The sequence below is a fragment of the Streptomyces sp. NBC_01017 genome, assembly GCF_045162795.1.
Lineage (GTDB): Bacteria > Actinomycetota > Actinomycetes > Streptomycetales > Streptomycetaceae > Streptomyces > Streptomyces machairae.
The window spans coordinates 6,254,708-6,278,107 of the sequence record NZ_CP108683.1 but is presented as its reverse complement, the minus strand read 5'-3'; the positions used below and the strand labels follow the sequence as shown (position 1 = coordinate 6,278,107).

The window sequence follows — 23,400 nt, the reverse complement described above, 5'->3', positions numbered from 1 at the left end:
GACGTGCCCGAGCGTAGTCCCCAGCCGTTACATCCGGCTTCAACTCCCACCGAACATCCGCGAGCTCTTGGAGCTGTGCGTCTCAGCAACCTGACCGAAGTGACCACCTCACCCGGCAGGCAGCGTGCCTGCATCCAGCAGTGCACCGACCAACTGGGCTTCACTCTGATCGCCGAAGCCGCAGATCTGGGGGTATCCGCACGCAAGATGTCGCCCTTCGAGAGGCCCTCTCTGTCGCCTTGGCTGCAGCGCCCAGACGAATACGACGCCATCGTCTGGTCACATGTGGACCGCGCCGTGCGTTCCGTCGCCCACCTGTCCGAGTTGGTCGAGTGGGGTCGGCGGCATGCGACGACACTCGTCTTCGTGATGCCTGAAGAGCGTCAGCCACTCGTCGTCACGCCGCGGGCAGACAGCGACGCCATCCGCCGCTGCATGAATCTGGCCTACGCCGCCGAACAGGAAGCTCGCGCCCTGTCTGCGCGCCTCACCAGCGCCCACGAAGCGCTGCGCGCGACGGGCCGATACGGAGGCGGCCTTGCCCCGTTCGGTTACAAGAAGGCGCCGCATTCTTCCGGCGTCGGCTGGTGTCTCGCCCCCGACCCGGAGACCGTCACGGTTGTCCGCGCGATTGTGGACGACGTGCACTCGGGACTGTCCCTGGTAGCCATCGCTCACAGACTCGAAGCCGCGGGCGTACTGGTGCCGCGCGACCGCCATGCCCAACTTCACGGACGCCCCACGGGTGGGCGGCGCCACGGACGCGACTTCGACCGGTTTCGATGGACAGCAGGCAGCCTGTCCAAAATCCTGCGCACACCGACGCTGATGGGGCACCGGGTGCACAGGGGGAAGACCGTCCGTGACTCTGAGGGCTCACCCGTGCTGATCGGTCCTCCGCTGCTCACCGAAGAGGAATTCCAGGCCCTCCAGGACATCCTCAACGCCCGTTCGAACGGAATCCACCCCAAGCGCCGGGAGACATCGCTGTTGGTCGGGGTCGCGCACTGCGCCGGGTGCAGCGGTCGTATGTACTTCGCCACACGGAAGTCCTATGCATACGGCGACTACGCCTGCCGTGCATCGGCACGCGGCACGACCTGTCCCGCTCCTGCCGCCATTCGCGCCAGCTGGCTCGACGAGTACGCCGTCAGCCGGTACCGCGAGGCATTCGCCGTGGACGGCGAGGTGACACGGGAACGACTCCTGCGGGACGGGGTTCGGGTGACAGTCGCCAAGGGGCGATCGGGCGGCGGCCCGGAGCGGCTGGCCGGGCCTGACACCTCCCGCTTGACCTTCACAGTCGGGCCGCGCCCCTGACGTCTCCACGGTGCGTGTGGGGGTGTGCAGGCTTCAGCGCACCCCCACGGTCCAAGTCACTTGTCGAAGACGACTGTCACGGGAGCGTGATCCGACCACCGTTCGTCGTGACTGGCGGCTCGCTCCACGAACGCTTTGGCCGCCTTCCCCGCAAGGCCCGGGGTCGCCACGGCGAGGTCGATCCGCCAACCTGTATCTCTCTCGAAAGCCCGCCCCCGGTACGACCACCAGGTATACGGCCCCTCCACATCCGGATGCAGCGCCCGCACGACATCGACATAGCCGGCGGCGCCCGGCGCGAACACCTCGGTCAGCCACTCCCGCTCCTCCGGCAGGAACCCGGAGTTCTTGGTGTTGCCGCGCCAGTTCTTCAGGTCGGCCTGCTGGTGGGCGATGTTCCAGTCGCCGCAGACCAGGACCTCGCGGCCGTCGGCGGCGGCGCGCTCGCGCAGGGCCTTCAGGTAGGCGAGGAATTCGCCCATGAAGCGGACCTTCTCGTCCTGCCGCTCGGTGCCCACCTCGCCGGAGGGGAGGTAGAGCGAGGCGACCGTCACACCCGGCAGGTCGGCCTCGACGTAACGCCCGCTGTCGTCGAACTCACTCGACCCGAAGCCGACCTGGATCCGGTCGGGCTCGCGGCGGGTGTAGAGGGAGACGCCGGCGCGGCCCTTGGCGGCGGCCGGCGCGTGCACGACGTGCCAGCCGTCGGGCGCGCGGACGCCCTCGGGCAGCTGCTGCGGCTCCGCGCGCACCTCCTGAAGGCACAGCACGTCGGCCTCGGTGCCGGCGAGCCACTCCACGAAGCCCTTCTTCGCGGCGGCCCGCAGCCCGTTCACATTCACAGAGGTCACAGTGAGCACTCGGGCACCTTACCGGCACACTGGACGGTGTCCGATTCTGGAACCTCTTGATCTTGAATTGATTTACGGTAAATAGCATGCATATACGTCCCGTCCCTTTCGACCACCCCGACGCCGTCAAGCTCAACGACCAGGTGCAGGCCGAGTACGGCGTCCGCTACGGCGACGACGGTGACGCCACGCCCCTGGACACGGCGGACTTCAGGACGCCGAACGGCCTGTACCTGATCGCGTACGACGCGCTCGGCACCCCTGTCGCGTCCGGCGGCTGGCGGGCCCAGGACGAGAACGGCGAGGGCAACGAGGACGGGGACGCCGAGCTCAAGCGGATGTACGTCATCGAGCAGATGCGCGGGCGCGGCCTGGCGAGACGCATCCTTGCCGCGCTGGAGGACGACGCGCGGGCGGCGGGCCGGACGCGCATGGTGCTGGAGACCGGGACGAAGCAGCCGGAGGCGGTGGCGCTGTACACGTCCAGCGGCTACGAGCCGTGCGGGAAGTTCGGCTTCTACCGCTTCCACGACCTGAGCCTGTGTTACGCGAAGGCGCTGTGAGCGGTCAGTTCCGTGCGGCGTTGACGCGGTAGAGGTCCCGCACACAGAGGTTGAGGACGGTGGCGGCGACGACGAGTCCGGCGCACACCATCAGCACCGTCCGGTTGTCCCAGATGCCGGCGGCGAGCGCGGTGAGCAGGTAGCCGAGCGGAATGGCCAGCCGCTCCCCGACGCTGTTGAACGCGCTCATGCGCCCCAACTCGCCCTGCGGAACATGCTGCTGGAATGCGGTCGTCCACGCGACGATCGCCACGTCCAACGCGGCCCCCGCGAGCAGGGCGGCCAACAGCAGCCAGGGCAGCGGCAGTCCCCACGCCATGACGAGCAACGGCCCGGCGAGCGGCGCACCTGCCGCGACCGCCACGACCATCAGCCGGTACGGCCGCCAGCGCAGGCACACCACGGTCCCGGCCAGCAGTCCCGCAGAGAACGCGCCCGAGACGAGCCCCCAGTCACGCGCCCCCGAGTACTGTTGCGCCGCGACGACCGGCCCCAGCAACTGGAACCCGGCCAGCCAGGCGGCGACGAGGACGGCCCCGGCGACCGTGTAGGTCCACAGCCAGGTCCGCGACCAGAAGCCGGTCCAGCCCTCCCGCAGGTCACTCAGCGCGCTGGTGACGGTGACGGGCGCGTCCAGGCGCAGCCCGAGCAGCAGGACGGCGGCCACGGCGAAGGTGAGCGCGTCCCAGGCCAGTGCCCAGGCCGGGCCGCCGGCCGCGACGACTGCTCCGCCGATGGCCGGACCGAGCACTTTGACGGCGTTGCTCGGCAGCCTGAGCAGGGCGTTGGCCTGCTGCAACTGCTCCGCCGGCACCATCTGGGGCACGGCGCCCTGGGTGGCGGGCACGGTGAAGGCCATGGCCGTCCCCGAGACGAAGCCGCAGACCGCGATGGAGGTGGTCGTGGCCTGCCCGAGGGCGACCGTCACGGCCAGCGCCCCCTGCGCGGCGGCCGCCAGCAGGTTGCCGAGGAAGAGCAGCCTGCTCCGGGAGACACGGTCCGCGAGCACTCCGCCCACGAGAAGGAAGACGATGGTGGGCACGGTGTTCGTGGCGAGCACCACACCGAGGTCGCCGGCGCCACCGCCCTGCTCGATCACGGAGTAGGCGAGCGCGAGGGGTGCCATCGCGGATCCGGTGGCCGAGATGAGACTGGCGGTCACGAACCGCCGGAAGCGTGCGTCTCGCAGCGGCGTCACGCGCCTCGCCGGTAACTCCGCGGTGGCCTTCTGCACAGTCCCCCTCAAGAGGTGACCCCTTGGGAACAACAAAGATCCCGCCCGATCAACCGATCGGACGGGATCTTTCAACTACCCAAGTTTCCTCGGAAAGTTGTTGCGGTGGACCTGAGGGGATTCGAACCCCTGGCCCCCTCGATGCGAACGAGGTGCGCTACCGGACTGCGCCACAGGCCCTTGCAACGAGTGAAACTTTAGCACCCCGGTCGGGGTGCTTGGAAATCCGTTCCCTGGCCGGAAGAGGGCGGCTACTCGTTCGCGGCTCGCGGCCGCTCGCCGTCCTCGAACTGGTCGAACAGTGGCGTACGGCCCCGCTCACGCGCCCGGCGAGCGGAGGCGGCCCGGCGCGCGTCGCTACGACCGCCCCCTTCGGCTTTCTCCTCCTCGCGGTCCGCGTCGCCCGGCTCGGCGCCCCGCGCGGGCCCGTCCGCGGCCTCGGCCGCCTCCCGGTCCCGGCCGACGGGGCTCGACCGTGCCGAGCTCCAGGCGTCCGGCGCGCCGAGGTCCACATCGGAGGTGGCCCGAGGCGCGACCGGCGCGGTCACGTACGTCGGCAGGGGCACCGGCACCGGGTCCCAGCTGTCGCCGTGGCCGGGCCTGCGCTGCCGCTCGCGCTGCTGGTCGACCCACTCGGCGTGGTCGGTCTGCTCGACGAGGGCGCGCCGGTCCGCGGCGAGGGCGGAGAGCCCGGGGTCGGTGCCTGGTTCGGGCCCCTCGTCGGACTCGTCGAGGCCGGCACCGGCGTCGGCGGGGCCGCGCCGGCGCGACTGGCGCGCATGCTCACGGAGCCGCTGCGCGGCGACCTCTGCGCGGCGCCGGTCCATCTGGTAGGCGAAGCGGCGGCGCTCCTGGGACCGCAGATACGCGATGTACCCGCTGAGCATGACGGCGGGAACGCCGGGCGCCCACAGGAGGGCGAGCCCGCCGACCGCGGCGACGATCGCGCCGAGGGTGAAGGCGAGGAAGAGGACGACGGTGGTACGCCGACGGCGCGCGAGCACCTTCAGGCGCCGGGCGCGCGCTGCTGCCGCCTCCTCCGAGGCCGAGGGCGCCCGCCGGGCGGCGGGCACTCGCTTGCGTGCCTTGGCTGCCGGGCCGGAACCCGCTTCGGCCGTGGGCGCGCCCGTGCGTTCGGGAGCCTGCCTGGACCCGTGTTCGGGTGCCGGTTTGCCCCCCTGTTCCCGCATGGGTTCCCGCGTGGATTCCCGTGCCGGCTCCGGGCGCGCCGGTGCCTGTGCCTGTGCCGCAGCCTGGGTCTGCGGACGGGTCGGAGGCACGGCGAAGGCCCGGACGTCCACCGACTCGGTGACGTCGCCCGGGTCATCGGCGCTGTGCTCCCCCTCCTCGGTGGAGCGCGCGCGCAGGTCCTTGGCGTACCGGCGCTCCATCCCCGCCCGTCCGGACAGCAACCGGATGGCTGTGCTGAAGCGTTCCGTCGGACGGGCCTCGTTCAGCTCGTCCTGCCTACGGAGCCACATCGGCACCAAGTAGGCGGCCCAGGCCCCGACAATGACTGCGTAGATGAGGCCGCTGCTGCTCACGTCTCACACGGTAGAGGGGTTTGCGTGAGGCCATCCGCCAATTGAGCCGGTGTGTCGCACGATCTGGCTGATATTTCGAACTTTTTTTGTGACCGATGCGATCAGCAGCCCACCGAGGCGCGAATTTAATGCCCTGAGCCGGTCACTCCGCGATCAATTTCGAACACTTATTCAATTTCCGGGCCACGCGGGATTCCCCTGACTGTTCTGGCGGGTGTCCTGCGGGTTCGACTGCGATGTCTTCTGCGAGCGCGCCCGGTGCCAGCGTCCGAGCACCCCCTCCGGGACCTCTTCCGACGTGAGCGCGAAGACGAGATGGTCGCGCCAGGCTCCGTCGATGTGGAGATATCGCGGACGGAGCCCCTCCTCGCGGAATCCGAGTTTTTCAACGACCCGGCGGCTGGGCCCGTTCTCGGGGCGAATGCAGACCTCGATGCGGTGCAGACCAACGGTGCGGAAACAGTGGTCCACCACGAGCGCCACAGCGGTCGGCATGACCCCGCGGCCCGCCACCGCCTCGTCCACCCAGTAGCCGACGTGTCCCGAACACATCGAGCCCCAGGTGATCCCGGCGACCGTCAACTGCCCGACCAGCCGCCCCTGGTACTCGATGACGAACGGCAGCATCCGGCCCGAGTGCGCCTCGGACCGCAGATGCCGGACCATCTGGCGGTAGGTCGGCCGGTGCGTGATCGGTCCGCTGGGCGTGGGCGGCGGAATGGTCGCCTCCCAGGGCCGCAGCCAGTCCCGGTTGCGCCGGTTGACCTCGCGCCAGGCCCGTTGGTCGCGCATCTTTATCGGCCTCAGGACGACATCGCCGTCCCTCAGCACGACGGGCCAGGATGGGCTGTTCAGCTCGCACCCCCGCTGCTGGGTCTGGGGTGGTCGCCGCCGCGGATCTGGTCGACGGCGTGGGTCAGCAGGGGTGCGAGGACGGCCAGTCCGTCCTTCACCCCGCCGCTGGAGCCGGGCAGGTTGATGATCAGTGTGCGTCCGGCGACTCCGGCGAGCCCCCGGGACAGTGCCGCCGTGGGCACCTTGTCCCGTCCGAACGCCCTGATCGCCTCGGCGATGCCCGGCACCTCGAAGTCGAGGAGGGCGCGGGTCGCCTCCGGGGTGCGGTCGGTCGGCGAGATGCCGGTGCCGCCGGTGGTCACGATGACGTCGTACCCGGCGTCGACTCCGGCGCGCAGGGCTGCCTTCACGGGGTCGCCGTCGGGGACGACCTGCGGCCCCTCGACGTCGAAGCCGAAGCCCTTCAGGCCCTCGGCGATCAGCGGGCCGCCCTTGTCCTCGTAGACCCCGGCGGCAGCCCGGTTGGAGGCGGTGACCACGAGAGCGCGATACATCATGCCCGGCTCCAGTCGCCCGACTTGCCGCCCGTCTTCTCCTCCACCCGTACGTCCGTGATGACCGCTCCCTTGTCGACCGCCTTCACCATGTCGATCACGGTGAGCGCGGCGACGGAGACCGCGGTGAGGGCCTCCATCTCGACGCCCGTGCGGTCCGTCGTCTTCACGGTGGCCAGGATCTCCACCGCGTCGTCCGCGACCGACAGGTCCAGTTTCACACCGGACACCGACAACGGGTGGCACAGCGGGATCAGGTCCGGTGTGCGCTTGGCGCCCATGATGCCCGCGATACGCGCGGTGGCGAGGGCGTCGCCCTTGGGTACCCCCTCGCCGCGCAGCAGCTCGACCACGCGGGGCGAGACGAGGACGCGTCCGCTGGCGCGAGCCGTGCGCGCGGTCACGTCCTTACCGGAGACGTCGACCATGCGGGCCGCGCCCGCGTCGTCGATGTGCGTCAGCCGCTGCTGCGTGGGTCGGTCGTGCTCATGGGGTCCGGGGGTCTCCCCCCGGGAAGGCACAGTCATGATCGTGTGGCGCTCCCGGTCCGGGCCCGTCGCGGTGCGGCGCACGGGCCTGCTGTGCGCGACACGGTATCGCGGGCCGGGGCCCCTCAGCCGAGCAGGACCATCTCGACCTCGGCGCCGGGCTCGACGCTCTCCACGTCCTCCGGGACGACGATCAGCGCGTCGGCGTGCGCGAGGGCGGCGATCAGATGGGATCCGGCGCCGCCGACCGGCCGCACCTCGCCGTCGGCGTACGTCCCGCGCAGGAACTGTCTGCGTCCCTTGGGAGAGCTCAGCGCCTTGTCCGCGGCAAGGGTCGCCGTCATCCGCGGCCGGTGGACGTCCTCCAGGCCCATCAGGGTGCGGATCGCGGGGCGCACGAACAGCTCGAAGGAGACGTACGACGACACCGGGTTGCCCGGGAGCGCGAGCAGCGGGGTGTGGTCGGGGCCGATGGAGCCGAAGCCCTGAGGCTTGCCGGGCTGCATGGCGAGCTTGCGGAAGTCGATGCCGCTGCCGGCCTCGTCCTCGTCGCCGACGTGCGACAGCGCCTCCTTGACGACGTCGTACGCCCCGACGCTCACGCCGCCGGTGGTGACCATGAGGTCGGCGCGCACGAGCTGGTCCTCGACGGTGGACCTCAGGGTCTCGGCGTCGTCGGCGACGGCGCCCACGCGGTAGGCGATGGCGCCGGCGTCACGGGCCGCGGCGGTGAGGGCGAAGCTGTTGGAGTCGTAGATCTGGCCGCTGCCCAGGGCCTCGTCGGGCTGGACGAGTTCGCTGCCGGTGGACATGACGACCACGCGCGGGCGTGGGCGCACGCGCACCGTGCCGCGTCCGATCGCGGCGAGCAGGGCGATCTGGGGCGGCCCGAGGACCGTGCCCGCTTCGAGCGCCCGGTCGCCCGCCTTGACGTCGCTGCCCTTCGCGCGCACATGCGCACGTGCCTCGGCCGGCCGGTGGATGTGCACCTGGCCCCGGGCGCCCTCGGGGGCGAGGCTGCGGGCGCGCATCCCGGTCACCGGGCCCTCGCCGAGGCCGCCGTCGGTCCACTCCACGGGAACGACCGTCTCGGCGCCGGGCGGCAGCGGGGCGCCGGTCATGATGCGGGCGGCCTGGCCGGGGCCCACGTGGAGCAGGTCGGCCTGGCCCGCCGCGACGTCCCCGACGACCTCCAGGACCGCCGGGAACTCCTCGCTCGCGCCCGCGACATCCGCGACCCGCACCGCGTACCCGTCCATGGAGCTGTTGTCGAACGGTGGCAGGGAGACCGGCACCGTGACGTCGTCGACCAGGACACAGCCCTGGGCGTCGAGCAGTTGCAGCTCGATGGGTTCGAGGGGGCGGACGGTCGCGAGGATGTCCTCCAGGTGTTCGTCCACCGACCAGAGGTGGTCCTGGCCGGTGGGGCGGGGCGCGGCGGCGGTGCTCAACTCGCTACATCTCCTCGGCTACGTAACTGCGAAGCCAGGTCCGGAAGTCCGGGCCCAGGTCTTCACGTTCGCATGCGAGTCTGACAATGGCACGCAGGTAGTCGCCACGGTCGCCGGTGTCATAGCGGCGGCCCTTGAAGACGACGCCGTGCACCGGGCCGCCGACCTTCTCGTCCTGCGACAGCTGCTGGAGGGCGTCGGTGAGCTGGATCTCACCGCCGCGACCCGGCTCGGTCTTGCGCAGTATGTCGAAGATGGCCGGGTCGAGGACGTAGCGGCCGATGATCGCGTAATTCGACGGGGCGTCAGCCGCCGCCGGCTTCTCGACGAGGTCGTGCACCTTGACCACGTCGCCGTCGTCGGTGGGGTCCACGGCTGCACAGCCGTAGAGGTGGATCTGCTCGGGCGCGACCTCCATCAGCGCGATGACGCTGCCGCCGTGCTGCTCCTGCACCTCGACCATCCGCTTGAGCAGCGGGTCGCGCGGGTCGATCAGGTCGTCGCCGAGGAGGACGGCGAAGGGCTCGTGGCCGACGTGCGGAGCGGCGCACAGGACGGCGTGGCCGAGGCCCTTGGGGTCGCCCTGGCGGACGTAGTGCATGGTCGCGAGGTCGCTGGACTCCTGCACCTTGGCGAGCCGGCCGGCGTCACCCTTCTTCTGAAGAGCGGATTCCAGCTCGTAGTTGCGGTCGAAGTGGTCCTCCAGCGGGCGCTTGTTGCGGCCCGTGATCATGAGGACATCGTCGAGGCCCGCCGATACGGCCTCTTCGACCACGTACTGGATCGCCGGCTTGTCGACGACCGGCAGCATCTCCTTGGGAGTGGCTTTGGTGGCCGGCAGGAAGCGGGTACCTAGGCCCGCTGCGGGGATGACAGCCTTGCTGATCCGAGGGTGCGACTGAGTCATGCCCGACACCATATCCGGTGCCTTTGCAGTGAATCTGAGGCTCCGGTTAATTCACTCTCATATGAGCGCATTAGGAAGGGTACGGGTGCGACCAGTGACTCACTCCGGACGTCCGGCCGAGACTGACAAGCGAACGTTGCGGCGAGAATTCATCTCGGTGAGAAACAGGTTGACGGCCGATGACCTGCGGGAAAACGCAGCCGCGCTGGCGGTTCGGGCGCTGGAGCTGCCCGAGTTGACGCACGCGGGCGTGGTGGCGGCGTACGTCTCCGTGGGGAGTGAACCCGGCACGCTCGCGCTGCTCGACGCGCTGCGCGCCCGGGGCGTACGCGTCCTGCTCCCCGCCCTTCTGCCCGACAACGACCTCGACTGGGGTGCCTACTTCGGGGAGGACTCCCTCGCCCGCGTCCAACACGGCGGGAAGATGGCCCTCTTCGAGCCCGCCGGCGAACGCCTCGGCCCGGACGCCGTGACCGGGGCCGACGTCGTGCTGCTGCCGGGCCTTGCGGTCGACGCGCGCGGGATGCGTCTGGGGCGCGGGGGTGGGTCGTACGACCGCGTCCTGGCCCGCCTGGAGGACGCGGGGGCGCATCCCGCGCGCGTGGTGCTGCTGTACGACTCCGAGGTCGTCGAGCACGTCCCCGAGGAGCCGCACGATCGTCCGGTGGACGCGGTGGTGACGCCGTCGGGGGTGCGCAGATTCCGCGCGGGCTGAGTCCTTTGGGGCGGCGGTGCCGCACAGGCGAAGGGCCCTCCACGCGTGCGTGGAGGGCCCTTTCGGCGTTCGTCTTCAGCTGTGCGCCGTCAGCGGGTCACGGCCTGAGCACCAGGGTGTCGCTCGTGCTCTCGTCGACGGCGTCGTCCGAGAAGGACCAGTCGAGGAGTTCGCCGTCGGCCCACTTGTCCGTCTGGTCGGTGTAGTGGGCGTTGTAGGCATGCCCGGAGGCGCCCGTGACGTTGATCCACTTCGACTTGTCGAGGTCGCCGAGGTTGACCACCATCCGCATCGACGGCACCCAGACGACCTCGTAGCCGCCGGCCGCGTTCCAGCCGCTGGCGTTGACCGTGCCCTCGCCGCCGCTGAGCTTCCAGGGGCCGCGGTTGAGGGCGTACTGGAGGAACCCGGGGCCGTCGGTGCCGAGGGTCTGGTTCTTCAGGAACAGGCGGTGCAGCCGGCCCCAGCTCCAGGTGTCGATGTCCTTGCCGAGCTTGGCGGTCAGCTCCCAGCGCGCGTCGATCATGGCGCGCTTGAGCAGGCTGTCACGGTCGGTGGCCGCGGGGCGGGTGCCGTTCTTCGGCGTCTTCCACCAGTCGCTCTTCTCGTCGTCCATGAGGCTGCGCACGACCTCGAACCAGCGGTCGCCGCCGTCCGGCTGCGCCTGGTCGGCTTCGCGCTCACCGCACTCGCGGACCTTTTCCGCGTCGTCCGCGGGCCCGGTGGTGTTGACCGGGTCGACCCATAGGCATTGGCCCTTGACCCGCAGCTCCATGGGCAGCTTGTTACCGAAGGCGAGCTTGAGGATGTTGCGCCAGACCGAGTTGAAGTAGGCGGCGGCCGCCGAGTCGGCGTCCTGGGTGTAGTCCCAGCCCTCCAGGAGTTCCTGTGCCTCCCGGACGTCGTCCGCGCCCCGGACCGTCTTGTCGTCGATGTCGATCTTCAGCAGCTTGGGCACCAGCAGCTTGGCGATCTCGCTGCTGTTGTCGAGCTGCATCTGGCGCATGTCGTCGGTGGAGATCTTGCCGCCGCCGTCGATCTTCGACTGGATCAGGTCGGTGATGCGCTGGCTGCGGGCGCCGTAGCCCCAGTCCGTGGTGAGCGTGTAGGGGTACTTGGCCTTGTCGACCACCGCCTGGTTGGCGGTGACGATGTAGCCGCGGGACGGGTTGTACTCGTACGGCAGCTCGTCGTCGTCGATGTAGCCGGTCCAGCGGGACTTGGAGTCCCAGCCGGGCGCCGGGACGGAGCCGTCGTAGCCCTGCGGGCGGGTGGGGATCATGCCCGGCAGCGTGTAGCCGATGTTGCCCTCGGTGTCGGCGTAGATCAGGTTCTGCGAGGGCACGTCGAACAGGGCGCCCGCGGCGCGGAAGTCGTTCCAGTTCTTCGCCTTGTCCATGGCGAAGACGGCGTCCATGGTGGTGCCCGCCTGGAGCGCGGTCCAGCGCAGCGAGACGCCGTAGCCGTCGCCGCGGTCGGGGGCGGCGGTGTCGACGGTGGCCTTCTTGCCGGCCTTCACCAGCTCGCTGCTGCGGTCGGACAGCAGCGGTCCGTTGTCGGTCTCGCGGACGACGATCTTCTTGGGGGCACCGCCGGCGACCTTGATGGTCTCCTCGCGCTTGGTGAACGGGCGCGTCTTGCCGTCGTACAGGTAACCGTCGCCGGAGAGCTTCTCCAGGTAGAGGTCGGTGACGTCGACACCGGAGTTCGTCATGCCCCAGGAGATGCTCTGGTTGTGGCCGATGACCACGCCGGGCATGCCCGCGAAGGTGTAGCCGCTGACGTCGTACTGGCACTTGCTGGAGACCGAGCGGCAGTGCAGGCCCATCTGGTACCAGACGGACGGCAGCGAGGCCGACAGGTGCGGGTCGTTGGCCAGCAGCGGCTTGCCGGTGATGGTGTACTTCCCGCCGACCACCCAGGAGTTGGAGCCGATGCCGTTGCCGTTCACGCCGACGGCGGTCGGCAGATCGTCCAGGGCGTCCTGGAGGCCCGACAGCTGGCTCTGCAGGCCGGCGCCGTCCGAGCCGGCGGCCGTGCCCGTGCCGCTCGTGGAGCTGTCGGCGGAGGAACCCGCGCCGGCCGTGGAGCCCTGCTCGAAGGTCTTGGTGACCTCGTCGTACCGGCCCGCCTGGACGATCGTCTTGTTCCGGCCGTAGGGGTAGTCCGGGTAAAGGTCCTGGATCTCCTTGGGGCCCAGGCGGCTGGTCATCAGGGCGCGGTCGATCTCGTCCTGCATGTTGCCGCGCAGGTCCCAGGCCATCGCCTTCAGCCAGGCGATCGAGTCGACCGGGGTCCACTTCTGCGGCTTGTAGTCGTTGGCGAACTCGAGGGCCGCGTACTCCAGGGAGATGTCCTTGTTGCCCTTGCCGTCCAGGTAGGCGTTGACTCCCTTGGCGTATGCCTGGAGGTACTTCTTGGTGGAGGGGGACAGCGTCTTCTCGTACTCCTCCTCGGCCACGCGGTTCCAGCCCAGGGTGCGCAGGAACTCGTCGTTGTCGACCTGGCTCTTGCCGAACATCTCCGACAGGCGCCCGGAGGTCATGTGGCGGCGCACGTCCATCTCGTAGAACCGGTCCTGCGCCTGGACGAAGCCCTGTGCCATGAACAGGTCCTCGTCGGAGGAGGCGTAGATCTGCGGGATGCCGTAGCCGTCGCGCTTCACGTCGACGGGCCCGGACAGCCCGTCGAGCGTTATCGACCCCTTGGTCTGCGGGAACGAGGCACGCACGGTGCTGATGGACCAGTACGCCCCGCCGGTGACGCCCGCCACGACGGCCAGGACCAGCACGATGACGAACAGGCGGGCTCTGCGCCCCTTCTTCCTGCCGGACTTGCCGGGCTGCTGACCCGTGGAGGCGGTGGTGTTGGGGGGCATCGCTGTCCTTGCTGTCCTAACGCGAGCGGCAGGCGGTCCTGGAGTGCTGGAGCAACCATAGGCGCAGGGCCCACTCCACCTTGACGCGGAGTGGGGAATCAGCACGGACGGACGTTCGATCATGCCTGCCCGAGTGTCAAGAAATCGTCAAGAGTTAGGTAAGGTAACGAAGTAGTTGGGTGCGGAGAACCGCCACTTCGTGTCCTATGTACATGAGCCCGCGCGCGTGCGTGTGTGCCAGGGAAGGGAACGGCCGCTGACTGTCCACGACCTCAACCAGCTCCTGCTCGTCTGCTCGCTAGTCCTGCTCGTCGCGGTCGCCGCGGTCCGGATCTCCTCGCGCAGCGGGCTCCCCAGCCTGCTCGTGTACCTGGGGATCGGCGTCCTCATGGGCCAGGACGGGATCGGCGGCATCAGCTTCAACGACGCCGAGCTCACCCAGGTCATCGGGTACGCGGCGCTGGTCGTGATCCTGGCCGAAGGCGGTCTGGGCACGAAGTGGAAGGAGGTCAAGCCGGCCCTCCCGGCCGCCTCCGCGCTGGCGCTGGTCGGGGTCACGGTGAGCGTCGGGGTCACGGCGGCGGCCGCGCACTATCTGGTCGGGCTGGAGTGGCGGCAGGCGCTCATCATCGGGGCGGTCGTCTCCTCGACCGACGCTGCCGCGGTCTTCTCCGTCCTGCGGAAGATCCCCCTCCCTTCACGCGTGACGGGCACGCTGGAGGCCGAGTCCGGCTTCAACGACGCCCCCGTGGTCATCCTGGTCGTCGCCTTCTCCGAGCACGGTCCGATCGAGCACTGGTACGCGCTGCTCGGCGAGATAACCCTGGAACTGGCGATCGGCGCTGCCATCGGCATCGCGGTGGGCTTCGTGGGCTCCTGGGGACTCAGGCACGTGGCCCTGCCCGCCTCCGGCCTCTACCCGATCGCCGTCATGGCCATCGCCGTCACCGCCTACGCGGCCGGCGCGATGGCGCACGGCAGCGGCTTCCTCGCCGTGTATCTCGCCTCGATGGTGATGGGCAACGCCAAGCTGCCGCACTGGCCGGCCACGCGCGGGTTCGCCGACGGGGTCGGCTGGATCGCACAGATCGGCATGTTCGTCCTGCTCGGCCTCCTGGTCACCCCGCACGAGCTGGGCGACGACATCCTGCCCGCGCTCGTCATCGGGCTGGTGCTGACCATGGTGGCCCGGCCGCTGAGCGTCGTCGCGTGCCTGGCGCCGTTCCGGGTCGCCTGGCGGGAGCAGGCCCTGATGTCGTGGGCCGGGCTGCGCGGCGCCGTGCCGATCATTCTGGCGACGATCCCCATGGTGGGCGGCGTGGAGGACAGCCGCCGCATCTTCAACATCGTCTTCGTCCTGGTCGTCGTCTACACCCTGATCCAGGGGCCGACCCTGCCCTGGCTCGCTCGCAAGCTGCGCCTGGGACGGGACCCCGAGGCCGCCGATCTCGGCATCGAGTCGGCGCCGCTGGAGCGGCTGCGCGGGCATCTGCTGTCCGTCGCGATCCCCGAGGGCTCGAAGATGCACGGCGTCGAGGTCAACGAGCTGCGGCTGCCCGCCGGGGCCGCCGTCACCCTTGTCGTCCGTGACGGAAAATCGTTCGTTCCGCTGCCGACGACGGTGCTGCGGCTCGGGGACGAGCTGCTCGTGGTCGCCACGGACCCGGTCCGGGACGCCGCCGAGCGCCGGCTGCGCGCCGTGGGCGCCGGGGGCAAGCTGGCCGGGTGGCTGGGGACGAACGGGACGACCTGAGGGACACCCCGAGAGGGCCTGCCCAATCGCAGGTGGAGCCCTACCTAGTGCTCATTTTCACAGGATCAAGGGCCGCTTTCCCCTGTACTATGCAGGCGTACCCAGATCGAACCAACTCTGCCTGACGCAGAGCTGGCGCGACCGTATGGCGGCTGGACGTCCTTCCTCAAGTGGGCTCCGGCATCTACCGCAGTTCCGCGCAAGAGGACAGCTCTCGGCGCCGCCCCCGACCCGTAGGGGCCGCGCTACCAGGTGGCAGAAAGGCACGGGCCGTGGCATCCACGGTCACCACCGAGCCGTCGAAGGACGCACCCGCCTCCTCCCGCCCGGGATACGGACAGCTGCTGCGCACCCGCGGCGCCTGGACGTTCCTGCTCCCCGGCTTCGCGGCACGCCAGCCCTTCGCGATGCTGACCATCTCCATCGTGCTGCTCGTGCAGCACACCACGGGTTCGTACGGTGCGGCGGGCGCCGCCGCTGCCGTCACCGGCGTCTCCATGGCGGTGTTCGCGCCCTACAGCGGCCGCCTCGCCGACCGCTACGGCCAGCGCACCGTCCTGATCCCCGGCGTCCTGCTGCACACCCTGTCCGGCCTGACCCTGACGACGCTCGCCCTGACCGACGCGCCCCTGTGGGCCCTGTTCGTCGCCGCCGTGCCCACCGGTGCCTCGGTGCCGCAGGTCGGGCCCATGGTGCGGGCCCGTTGGGGCGTGAAGCTCCAGGGCTCCCCCCTGATGACGACGGCCGCCGCCTTCGAGTCGGTCACCGACGAGCTGACCTTCGTCGTCGGCCCGCTGCTGGCCACCGCCCTGTGCACGGCCGTCGACCCGGCCGCGGGTCTGGTCACGGAGGCCGCGCTCACGCTGCTGGGCGGTCTGCTGTTCGCCGCGCAGAAGAGCACGCAGCCCTCGGTCGCCGCCGTCGGACACACGCGCGTGGAGCACGCCTCCGCGCTGCGCATCCCCGGCGTGCGCGTGCTGATCGTGACCTTCCTCGGCATCGGCTCCGTCTTCGGCGGCATGCAGGTCTCGCTGGCCGCCTTCTCCGAGTCGATCGGCGAGCCCGGCCTGAACGGCGTCCTGTACGGCACCTTCGCCGCGGGCAACATGATCTCCGGCATCGCCTGCGGAGCCATCGCCTGGAAGGTGGCCCCGCAGCGCCGCCTCCTCGTCGGATACGCCGCCCTGGCGCTCACCGCATCCGGCCTGTGGGCCGCCCACTCGGTGCTCGTCCTGGCCGGCCTCGGCCTGCTCGTCGGCATGTGCATCGCACCCGCGCTGATCACCGGCTACACGCTGGTCGAGAGCCTGGTCCCGGCCGGCGCCCGCACCGAGGCCTTCACCTGGCTCACGGGTGCGGTCGCGCTGGGCCAGGCCGCCGCCGTGACCGTCGCCGGTCAGCTGGAGGACCGCTTCTGGGGCGGCGCCGGGTTCCTGGTGCCGATGGGCGGGACCCTGCTGGCCCTGGCGACCCTGGTGGCACTGCGCTCTCGGCTCGAGACACGGTCCGGCAGCCGCACGGTCGCACGTGGCGTGGGTCACCGCGTGCCGGTGGCAGTGGACTGAGCGGCTGGAATACGTCACTATGGACCGTCGTTAGCACTCATCGAGTGAGAGTGCCAGGAGGAAGACAGTGCCCACCTATCAGTACCAGTGCACCGAGTGCGGCGAGGGTCTCGAGGCGGTGCAGAAGTTCACCGACGACGCCCTGACCGAGTGCCCCGACTGCCAGGGCCGCCTCAAGAAGGTGTTCTCCGCGGTCGGCATCGTCTTCAAGGGATCCGGCTTCTACCGGAACGACAGCCGCGGCTCCTCGTCGAGCAGCTCGTCGGCGTCGTCGAAGTCGTCGACGTCCTCCTCGTCCGACTCGTCCTCGTCCTCCTCCGCGTCGTCTTCGTCCTCCTCGGACTCGAAGCCGTCGAGCGCCGGCACCTCCTCCAGCAGCTCCGCCGCGTAGGACTCATTCCTTACGGGACCCTGTCGTCATCCGGCGACGGGGTCCTCGGCATTTGCGGGTGCGGTTAGGGTGCGGGCATGGCGAACAAGGCGAACGTGGAACTCGGCGTGATCGGCGGCTCCGGCTTCTACTCGTTCCTCGACGACGTGACCGAGATACAGGTGGACACCCCGTACGGGCCGCCCAGCGACTCCCTCTTCCTCGGCGAGATCGCCGGCCGGCGGGTCGCCTTCCTGCCCCGGCACGGACGCGGCCACCATCTGCCGCCGCACCGGATCAACTACCGGGCCAACCTGTGGGCGCTGCGCTCGCTCGGCGCGCGCCAGGTGCTAGGCCCGTGCGCGGTGGGCGGACTGCGCCCCGAGTACGGACCGGGCACGCTGCTGGTGCCGGACCAGCTGGTCGACCGTACGAAGTCCCGGGTGGGGACGTACTTCGACGGACTGCCGCTGCCCGACGGCGCCGTCCCGAACGTGGTGCACGTGTCCCTGGCCGACCCCTACTGCCCCACCGGTCGTGCGACCGCGCTGAAGGCGGCGCGGGGGCGGGACTGGGAGCCGGTGGACGGCGGCACGCTGGTCGTCGTGGAGGGGCCCCGCTTCTCGACCCGTGCCGAATCGCTGTGGCATCAGGCGCAGGGCTGGTCGGTGGTGGGTATGACCGGCCACCCCGAGGCGGCGCTCGCCCGTGAACTGGAGCTCTGCTACACCTCGTTGACGCTGGTCACCGACCTGGACGCGGGTGCCGAGACCGGCGAGGGCGTCTCCCACGACGAGGTGCTGCAGGTGTTCGCGGCGAACGTGGACCGGCTGCGCGGCGTGCTGTTCGACGCGGTGGCCGCGCTGCCGGCGAACGACGAGCGGGACTGCCTGTGCACCAAGGCGCTGGGCGGGATGGATCCGGGGTTCGAGCTGCCGTAGGGGCCTGCTTGAGGGCGGAACTCCTCGTTCGGGCGAGGGAGTTGTCCACAACCGGTCGGTAGTCCACGGGCTCCGGCGGGCGGCGGCGCGATGTCTCATCGTGGCTTCACAAGCCGTTCCGTCGTCGCAGGTGGTGGTCCACGTGTCCGTTGCTCCCTCGTCCCGTTCGCCGTTCTCCCGTTCGCCGTCCTCCCTTTCTCCCTTCCCCGCTGCTCCGCTCCCGCTGGGCACGGACGCCCCCGCCGGCTGCGAGGTGCCGCACTTCGCCCCGGTGCGGGTGCGCGGCGGGCGGTACCGGCTGCGCCATCTGGTACGGCAGCGCAGGCGGGCCGTGGCGGCGGGGCTCGCGGTCACCGCGGCGGCGCTCGTGGCGGCGGGCCCGGGTGAGGCCGACCGGGCGCGCGGGCATCCGGCTCCTGAGCCGGTCCGCCATCACCGGGCCGTGGAAAGGGCGCGTGCCGTCGAGACGGTGTCCGCGCCGGTGCGGATCTCCGACGGTGCCACCGTGCGGCTGCTGCGGCCCGGCGACCGGATCGACGTGATCGCCGCGCAGGAGAGCGTGGCGGGCGGCGACGCCCGGGTGGTCGCGCGCGGGGTGCGGGTGACCGAGGTGCCGGAGCTGCTGGACGCCGCGAGCGAGAGCGGGGCGCTGGTCGTGCTGTCGGTGCCGCGCTCCACCGCGGCACGCCTCGCGGGCGCGAGCGCTACGGCACGGCTGGCGGTGACACTGTGCTGAGCCGGGTCGCACATGTCGTGCGCATGACGCTGGATGCCCTGTCAAGTCGCTCGTTCAGGTGGCCTAATTGGACAGGATGGCCCAGCCCTGACGTAGGTTGCGGAGCTGTTCGTTCCACAACCTGCGTATACGAGGAGAGGCCCCGCGGTGAGCGAGAAGAAGGAACCGGGCGTCTGGGACGGCTTCAAGGCCTTCCTGATGCGCGGGAACGTCGTCGATCTGGCGGTAGCGGTGGTCATCGGCGCCGCGTTCACCAACATCGTCAACGCGGTGGTGAAGGGAATCATCAACCCGCTGGTCGGAGCGATCGGCACCAAGAACCTCGATCACTACAGCTCGTGCCTGAGCTCGACGTGCGAGGGCGAGCAGGGCATCCAGATCCTGTGGGGGACCGTCCTCGGCGCGGCCCTCAGCTTTGTGATCACCGCGGCCGTCGTCTACTTCCTGATGGTCCTGCCCATGGCGAAGTACCTGGCCCGCGTGGAGGCCCGCCGCAAGGCCAAGGAGGGCGCCCAGGAGGTCATCGAGGTGAGCGAGCTGGAGGTGCTCAAGGAGATCCGCGACGCGCTGGTCGCCCAGCGCGGCTCGGGGCACAACCAGCAGTAGGGGCTCAGAGGTGGTGGGGCGGCTTCTCGTCGAGGAAGCGCTTCAGGTCGGCCGCGCTGTCGCCGCCGGTACCGGGCCGCTCGCCCCACCCACGGTCCGTGTCGTCCGAGGACTGCTGGTCCAGCGGATCGTCGAACACCAGCGCGGGCTTCGGCTCGCGCGGCTCGGGGGCGGCGGGGGCGGTGCTCATGCGTCCAGGGTACGGCCCGCGCGGCGATGCCCCCCGCCCTCGCCCACGGGTGATCCCTTACGGGAGAAATTCCCCGCTCCATCTGCTGTGCTTGTCCTCATGACGTCCAGTTCCACTCCCGCGTCGGGCTCTCCCCGCCCACCCGGAAACCGCCGCCCGCTGCGCAGGCTCACCGCCCGTGGCCGGGGTGAGGAGCACCGGGTCGCCACTCCGCTGGAGCTCTTCTTCGACCTGTGCTTCGTCGTGGCCATCGCCCAGGCGGGCATCCAGTTGGTGCACGCGGTCGCCGAGAGCCACGCGGGCCAGGGGATCCTCGACTACGCGATGGTCTTCTTCGCCATCTGGTGGGCCTGGATGAACTTCACCTGGTTCGCCTCCGCCTACGACAACGACGACGTCCTCTACCGGGTCGTCACCCTGATCCAGATCGCCGGTGTGCTGGTCCTGGCGGCCGGTGTCTCGCGGGCGTTCGAGGACCACGAGTACCTGGCGGTGGTACTGGGCTATGTGATCATGCGGCTGGCCCTGGTGGGGCAGTGGCTGCGGGTGGCCAGATCGAGTCGGGGCCCGGAGCGGAGAATGGCCCTGCGGTACGCCGGCGGTGTACTGCTGTGCCAGATCGGCTGGCTGGGCCTGTTGGTCCTGCCCGAGGACGCCAGACCCTGGCTGTTCCTGGTGATGGCGATCCTGGAGATGTGCGTGCCTCCGTACGCGGAGCGGAACCACCCCACGTCCTGGCACCCGCACCACATCGCCGAGCGGTACGGGCTGTTCACGATCATCGTGCTCGGCGAGACCATCGCGGCGGCCACGGTGGCGGTGAAGACCGGCATCGACGAGAACGACGCGCTGGGCGACGTGGTGCCGATCGCCGCGGGCGGGCTGCTGATCATCTTCGCCGCCTGGTGGATCTACTTCGTGGTACCGATCCACGGCCATCTGCGCTCCAACAGACAGGCGTTCCTGTGGGGCTACGGCCACTACGTGGTCTTCGCCTCGGCGGCCGCGATCGGCGCGGGTCTGGAGGTGGCGGTGGAGCAGACCGTGGGCAAGGCACACATCTCGACGCTGGCCGCGTCGGCCGCGGTGACCCTGCCGACGGCGCTGTATCTCCTCACGGTCTGGGTGCTGCACTCGCGTTACTTCAAGGTGGGCATCTCCCAGCAGCTGGTGCTGCCGACCGCGGCGCTGCTGGTGATCTGCTGCACCTTCCTGGGCGATTGGGCGGTGCTCGTGGCCGGCGTCGTCACGGCGCTGGCGGTGGTGACCGGGGAGACGCTGACGGCCCGTAGGGCAGCCCGAGGGTACGGGACGACGGCGGAGTCGCCGCTCGCCTGACACGTGGGGCCGGTCGGGCGCCGGCCGCGCCACCGGCCCCGTCCGGCCGGACTTCACGGGACCGCACCGGTGGCTGGACGAGACTGGGCCCATGACAGTTGACGCACTGACAGATGTCGCCGGGCTGCGGGTGGGGCATGCGACGCGCACCGGCGACGGTTGGCTGACCGGCACCACGGTCGTCCTGGCGCCCGAGGGCGGGGCCGTCGCCGCCGTGGACGTACGCGGCGGCGGTCCCGGCACCAAGGAGACGGACGCCCTCGATCCGCGCAACTTCGTGCAGAAGGTCGAGGCGATCGTGCTGACGGGGGGCAGCGCGTACGGGCTGGACGCGGCGTCCGGGGTGATGGCCTGGCTGGAGGAGCAGCGGCGCGGGGTGCGGGTCGGGGTCGATCCGGCGCATGTCGTGCCGGTGGTCCCCGCCGCCTGTGTCTTCGATCTCGGGCGGGGCGGCGACTTCCGGGCGAGGCCGGACGCGGCCATCGGGCGGGCAGCGGTCGAGGCGGCCGCGGCGAGCGAACCCGGCGATCCGGTGCGGGAGGGCTGTGTGGGCGCCGGCACGGGGGCGACGGTGGGTCCGGTCAAGGGCGGGATCGGCACCGCGAGCGTCGTCCTCGACTCGGGGATCACGGTGGCCGCGCTTGTGGTGGCGAACGCGGCGGGGTCGGTGGTGGATCCCGAAACCGGGGTCCTGTACGGGGAGTTGTTCCAGGGGCGCGTGGACTACCCGGAGGAGAGCGTCCACGAGGCCGCGCGCCGGAGCCTCGCCGAGATCGCGGAGAAGAACGCGCCGCCCCCGCTCAACACCACGCTCGCCGTGGTCGCCACCGACGCGGACCTGACGAAGGCGCAGGCGCAGAAGCTGGCCGGCACCGCGCACGACGGCATCGCGCGGGCCGTACGGCCGGTGCATCTGCTCAGCGACGGGGACACCGTGTTCACGCTGGCCACCGGGGAACGCCCGCTCGACGCCGGGCAGCCCCTCGCGCTGAACGAGCTCCTCGCGGCGGGCGCGGACACGCTGACGCGGGCGATCGTGCGGGCCGTGCGGGCGGCTGTGCCGGTGGATGGGCCGGGTGGAGTATGGCCGTCGTACGGGGAGTTGTACGGGGGACGGTGACGGGCAGGGGTAACGGGGACCGCTAACGGGGCCTCTCGTGCGGGCGCCGCGGGCGATTGTCCCGGTTGTGTCACGTGATGGCGTTCACGGCGCACGTTGGGAACCCGGTCCCGTGGCGGTGGCCTCTTCCACCGTGGAACGGAACGGATCCCGTAGATCGCATGAAGATGGAGTATCTCGTGACAACGCCGGACATAGCAGCGCGGCGCGCAGTGGGGGCCTGTGCCGCCCTGATGATCGGCGCTCTGACGCTCACCGCCTGCGGTGGGAGCGCCAACGCCGACCACGAGGACGGAAAGGGCGGCAGTGACTCGTCCAGGACTTCCGCAGCGCAGATCGCGATCTCGGCGAAGGACGGCTCGACAGGGGCGTCGATCAACTCGACCGGCGTCAAGGTCAGCGACGGCAAGCTGACCGAGGTGAAGATGACGGTGGCCGGGAGCGGGCAGGCCGTGCCGGGCTCCCTGGCCGCCGACGGGGTCAGCTGGAAGCCGAAGGAGCAGCTGGAGCGGGGGACGAAATACCAGATTTCGGCCACCGCGAAGGACACCGACGGGCGCAGCGCCGCGGCCGACTCGACCTTCACGACCGTGTCCAAGGACAACAGCTTCATCGGGACGTACACGCCCGACGACGGCACCACGGTCGGCGTCGGCATGCCGGTCTCGTTCAACTTCGACAAGGCGATCAGCAACCAGAAGGACGTGCAGTCGCACATCACCGTCACCTCCAGCAGCGGCCAGAAGGTGGTCGGGCACTGGTTCAACGGGCAGCGGCTGGACTTCCGGCCCGAGGAGTACTGGAAGGCCGGCTCCAAGGTCACGATGAAGGTCGACCTGGACGGCGTCGAGGGCGCGAACGGCGTCTACGGCGTTCAGGAGAAGACGGTCACCTTCACCATCGGGCGCTCGCAGGTCTCCACGGTCGACGTCAACGCGCAGACGATGACGGTCGTGCGCGACGGCAAGACGGTCAAGTCGGTGCCGATCTCGGCGGGCAGCTCGGAGTTCTCCACCTACAACGGGCAGATGGTGATCTCCGAGAAGTACAAGAAGGTCCGCATGGACAGCCGCACGGTCGATCTCGCCAACGCGTACGACATCAAGGACGTGCCGAACGCGATGCGGCTGACGCAGTCGGGAACCTTCCTGCACGGCAACTACTGGTACAACCAGGGCAACCCGCCCTTCGGCCGCCAGGGCACCAGCCACGGCTGCGTCGGTCTGCAGGACATGAAGGGCGGGCAGGGGGACACCCCCGCCAAGTGGTTCTACGACAGCTCGATCCTCGGTGACGTGGTGATCGTCAAGAACTCCCCCGACAAGACCGTGACGCCGGACAACGGACTCAACGGCTGGAACATGTCGTGGAACGAGTGGGTCGCGGGCAGCGCTGCCTGACCCACTGAAGTACCGTCCGAGCAGGGATTCTTGACAGTTCATCGGGCCGCGCGGGAACTTCTCGCGCGGCCCGCGCGTTTT

General features: G+C 70.2%; 22 protein-coding genes and 1 tRNA gene. 12 read left to right on the top strand and 11 right to left on the bottom strand.

The genetic code is table 11. From position 1 onward, the window contains the following. Positions 1–3: 3 nt before the first annotated feature. Positions 4–1,320 (top strand): recombinase family protein, encoded by a 1,317-nt coding sequence (locus OG331_RS28870; RefSeq protein ID WP_406201432.1) that lies wholly within the window; start codon positions 4–6, stop codon positions 1,318–1,320. A gap of 56 nt (positions 1,321–1,376) precedes the next feature. On the opposite strand, the gene OG331_RS28865 is transcribed toward OG331_RS28870, so the two are convergent. Continuing rightward, positions 1,377–2,180 (bottom strand): exodeoxyribonuclease III, encoded by an 804-nt coding sequence (locus OG331_RS28865; protein WP_406201429.1) that lies wholly within the window; start codon positions 2,178–2,180, stop codon positions 1,377–1,379. 77 nt (positions 2,181–2,257) lie between these two features. Here OG331_RS28865 and OG331_RS28860 point away from each other — a divergent pair, with 77 nt between their 5' ends. Next, positions 2,258–2,734 (top strand): GNAT family N-acetyltransferase, encoded by a 477-nt coding sequence (locus OG331_RS28860; RefSeq protein ID WP_406201426.1) that lies wholly within the window; start codon positions 2,258–2,260, stop codon positions 2,732–2,734. 4 nt (positions 2,735–2,738) lie between these two features. On the opposite strand, the gene OG331_RS28855 is transcribed toward OG331_RS28860, so the two are convergent. The 8 genes from OG331_RS28855 to galU all read right to left on the bottom strand — a co-directional run bounded on the left by OG331_RS28855 (position 2,739) and on the right by galU (position 9,707). Further along, a complete protein-coding gene (locus OG331_RS28855) occupies positions 2,739–3,968 on the bottom strand; it encodes an MFS transporter (RefSeq protein WP_406210340.1) in 1,230 nt (409 codons plus the stop codon). 106 nt (positions 3,969–4,074) lie between these two features. Further along, positions 4,075–4,148 (bottom strand) — tRNA-Ala (locus OG331_RS28850). A gap of 71 nt (positions 4,149–4,219) precedes the next feature. Continuing rightward, a complete protein-coding gene (glpR, locus tag OG331_RS28845; protein WP_406201423.1) occupies positions 4,220–5,512 on the bottom strand; it encodes a gephyrin-like molybdotransferase receptor GlpR in 1,293 nt (430 codons plus the stop codon). A 171-nt stretch (positions 5,513–5,683) separates the two neighbouring features. Further along, positions 5,684–6,304: a GNAT family N-acetyltransferase gene (locus OG331_RS28840; RefSeq protein ID WP_406201420.1), complete on the bottom strand. Its 621-nt coding sequence runs from the start codon at positions 6,302–6,304 to the stop codon at positions 5,684–5,686. Between the two features lie 59 nt (positions 6,305–6,363). Beyond that, positions 6,364–6,864: a molybdenum cofactor biosynthesis protein B gene (locus tag OG331_RS28835; RefSeq protein WP_406201418.1), complete on the bottom strand. Its 501-nt coding sequence runs from the start codon at positions 6,862–6,864 to the stop codon at positions 6,364–6,366. Next, positions 6,861–7,388 (bottom strand): cyclic pyranopterin monophosphate synthase MoaC, encoded by a 528-nt coding sequence (moaC, locus tag OG331_RS28830; protein WP_362384511.1) that lies wholly within the window; start codon positions 7,386–7,388, stop codon positions 6,861–6,863. Before moaC ends, OG331_RS28835 begins: the two co-directional genes overlap by 4 nt. 86 nt (positions 7,389–7,474) lie before the next feature. Next, positions 7,475–8,800, bottom strand: coding sequence for a gephyrin-like molybdotransferase Glp (gene glp, locus OG331_RS28825; RefSeq protein WP_406201415.1), 1,326 nt, complete (start codon positions 8,798–8,800; stop codon positions 7,475–7,477). A 4-nt stretch (positions 8,801–8,804) separates the two neighbouring features. Further along, on the bottom strand, positions 8,805–9,707 hold the full coding sequence (gene galU, locus OG331_RS28820; RefSeq protein WP_328881077.1) for a UTP--glucose-1-phosphate uridylyltransferase GalU: 903 nt from the start codon (positions 9,705–9,707) through the stop codon (positions 8,805–8,807). Between the two features lie 94 nt (positions 9,708–9,801). Between galU and OG331_RS28815 the strand changes: the two genes are divergently transcribed. Continuing rightward, positions 9,802–10,422 (top strand): 5-formyltetrahydrofolate cyclo-ligase, encoded by a 621-nt coding sequence (locus OG331_RS28815; RefSeq protein ID WP_406210338.1) that lies wholly within the window; start codon positions 9,802–9,804, stop codon positions 10,420–10,422. Between the two features lie 97 nt (positions 10,423–10,519). Here the strand turns inward: OG331_RS28815 and OG331_RS28810 are convergent, their stop codons facing one another. Then, positions 10,520–13,300 carry a penicillin acylase family protein gene (locus OG331_RS28810; protein WP_406201412.1) on the bottom strand — a complete coding sequence of 927 codons (2,781 nt, stop codon included), beginning with the start codon at positions 13,298–13,300 and terminating at the stop codon, positions 10,520–10,522. A 226-nt stretch (positions 13,301–13,526) separates the two neighbouring features. Between OG331_RS28810 and OG331_RS28805 the strand changes: the two genes are divergently transcribed. From OG331_RS28805 to mscL, 6 genes are all read left to right on the top strand, one after another. Beyond that, positions 13,527–15,053, top strand: a complete 1,527-nt coding sequence (locus OG331_RS28805) for a potassium/proton antiporter (protein WP_406210336.1) — start codon at positions 13,527–13,529, stop codon at positions 15,051–15,053. Positions 15,054–15,325: 272 nt separating this feature from the next. Further along, positions 15,326–16,618: an MFS transporter gene (locus OG331_RS28800; protein ID WP_406201410.1), complete on the top strand. Its 1,293-nt coding sequence runs from the start codon at positions 15,326–15,328 to the stop codon at positions 16,616–16,618. Between the two features lie 67 nt (positions 16,619–16,685). Then, complete coding sequence (locus tag OG331_RS28795; protein WP_406201408.1) at positions 16,686–17,009, top strand: FmdB family zinc ribbon protein; 324 nt, start codon at positions 16,686–16,688, stop codon at positions 17,007–17,009. Between the two features lie 77 nt (positions 17,010–17,086). Further along, positions 17,087–17,929 (top strand): S-methyl-5'-thioadenosine phosphorylase, encoded by an 843-nt coding sequence (locus tag OG331_RS28790; RefSeq protein ID WP_406201406.1) that lies wholly within the window; start codon positions 17,087–17,089, stop codon positions 17,927–17,929. Positions 17,930–18,071: 142 nt separating this feature from the next. After that, on the top strand, positions 18,072–18,665 hold the full coding sequence (locus OG331_RS28785; RefSeq protein WP_406201404.1) for a hypothetical protein: 594 nt from the start codon (positions 18,072–18,074) through the stop codon (positions 18,663–18,665). Between the two features lie 147 nt (positions 18,666–18,812). After that, positions 18,813–19,271 (top strand): large conductance mechanosensitive channel protein MscL, encoded by a 459-nt coding sequence (mscL, locus tag OG331_RS28780; RefSeq protein ID WP_406201402.1) that lies wholly within the window; start codon positions 18,813–18,815, stop codon positions 19,269–19,271. A 4-nt stretch (positions 19,272–19,275) separates the two neighbouring features. Here mscL and OG331_RS28775 read toward each other — a convergent pair whose 3' ends face one another. Beyond that, the gene (locus OG331_RS28775; RefSeq protein ID WP_362384496.1) at positions 19,276–19,461 is read right to left on the bottom strand and encodes a hypothetical protein; all 186 of its coding nucleotides are present in this window, start codon (positions 19,459–19,461) and stop codon (positions 19,276–19,278) included. A gap of 99 nt (positions 19,462–19,560) precedes the next feature. On the opposite strand from OG331_RS28775, the gene OG331_RS28770 reads away from it, so the two are divergent. The 3 genes from OG331_RS28770 to OG331_RS28760 all read left to right on the top strand — a co-directional run bounded on the left by OG331_RS28770 (position 19,561) and on the right by OG331_RS28760 (position 23,319). After that, complete coding sequence (locus tag OG331_RS28770) at positions 19,561–20,799, top strand: low temperature requirement protein A (RefSeq protein ID WP_406201400.1); 1,239 nt, start codon at positions 19,561–19,563, stop codon at positions 20,797–20,799. 91 nt (positions 20,800–20,890) lie between these two features. Continuing rightward, the gene (locus tag OG331_RS28765; protein ID WP_406201398.1) at positions 20,891–21,919 is read left to right on the top strand and encodes a P1 family peptidase; all 1,029 of its coding nucleotides are present in this window, start codon (positions 20,891–20,893) and stop codon (positions 21,917–21,919) included. A gap of 179 nt (positions 21,920–22,098) precedes the next feature. Further along, the gene (locus OG331_RS28760) at positions 22,099–23,319 is read left to right on the top strand and encodes an Ig-like domain-containing protein (protein ID WP_406210333.1); all 1,221 of its coding nucleotides are present in this window, start codon (positions 22,099–22,101) and stop codon (positions 23,317–23,319) included. The last annotated feature ends 81 nt before the right edge of the window (positions 23,320–23,400 follow it).

Excerpts from the sequence above, each read along its gene's own strand:
- OG331_RS28840 (WP_406201420.1), bottom strand. The coding sequence starts at position 6,304 with ATGCGCGACCAACGGGCCTGGCGCGAGGTCAACCGGCGCAACCGGGAC.
- OG331_RS28765 (WP_406201398.1), top strand. The coding sequence starts at position 20,891 with ATGACAGTTGACGCACTGACAGATGTCGCCGGGCTGCGGGTGGGGCAT.
- OG331_RS28770 (WP_406201400.1), top strand. The coding sequence starts at position 19,561 with ATGACGTCCAGTTCCACTCCCGCGTCGGGCTCTCCCCGCCCACCCGGA.
- moaC (WP_362384511.1), bottom strand. The coding sequence starts at position 7,388 with ATGACTGTGCCTTCCCGGGGGGAGACCCCCGGACCCCATGAGCACGAC.
- OG331_RS28775 (WP_362384496.1), bottom strand. The coding sequence starts at position 19,461 with ATGAGCACCGCCCCCGCCGCCCCCGAGCCGCGCGAGCCGAAGCCCGCG.
- OG331_RS28860 (WP_406201426.1), top strand. The coding sequence starts at position 2,258 with ATGCATATACGTCCCGTCCCTTTCGACCACCCCGACGCCGTCAAGCTC.
- galU (WP_328881077.1), bottom strand. The coding sequence starts at position 9,707 with ATGACTCAGTCGCACCCTCGGATCAGCAAGGCTGTCATCCCCGCAGCG.
- OG331_RS28835 (WP_406201418.1), bottom strand. The coding sequence starts at position 6,864 with ATGATGTATCGCGCTCTCGTGGTCACCGCCTCCAACCGGGCTGCCGCC.
- OG331_RS28810 (WP_406201412.1), bottom strand. The coding sequence starts at position 13,300 with ATGCCCCCCAACACCACCGCCTCCACGGGTCAGCAGCCCGGCAAGTCC.
- OG331_RS28790 (WP_406201406.1), top strand. The coding sequence starts at position 17,087 with ATGGCGAACAAGGCGAACGTGGAACTCGGCGTGATCGGCGGCTCCGGC.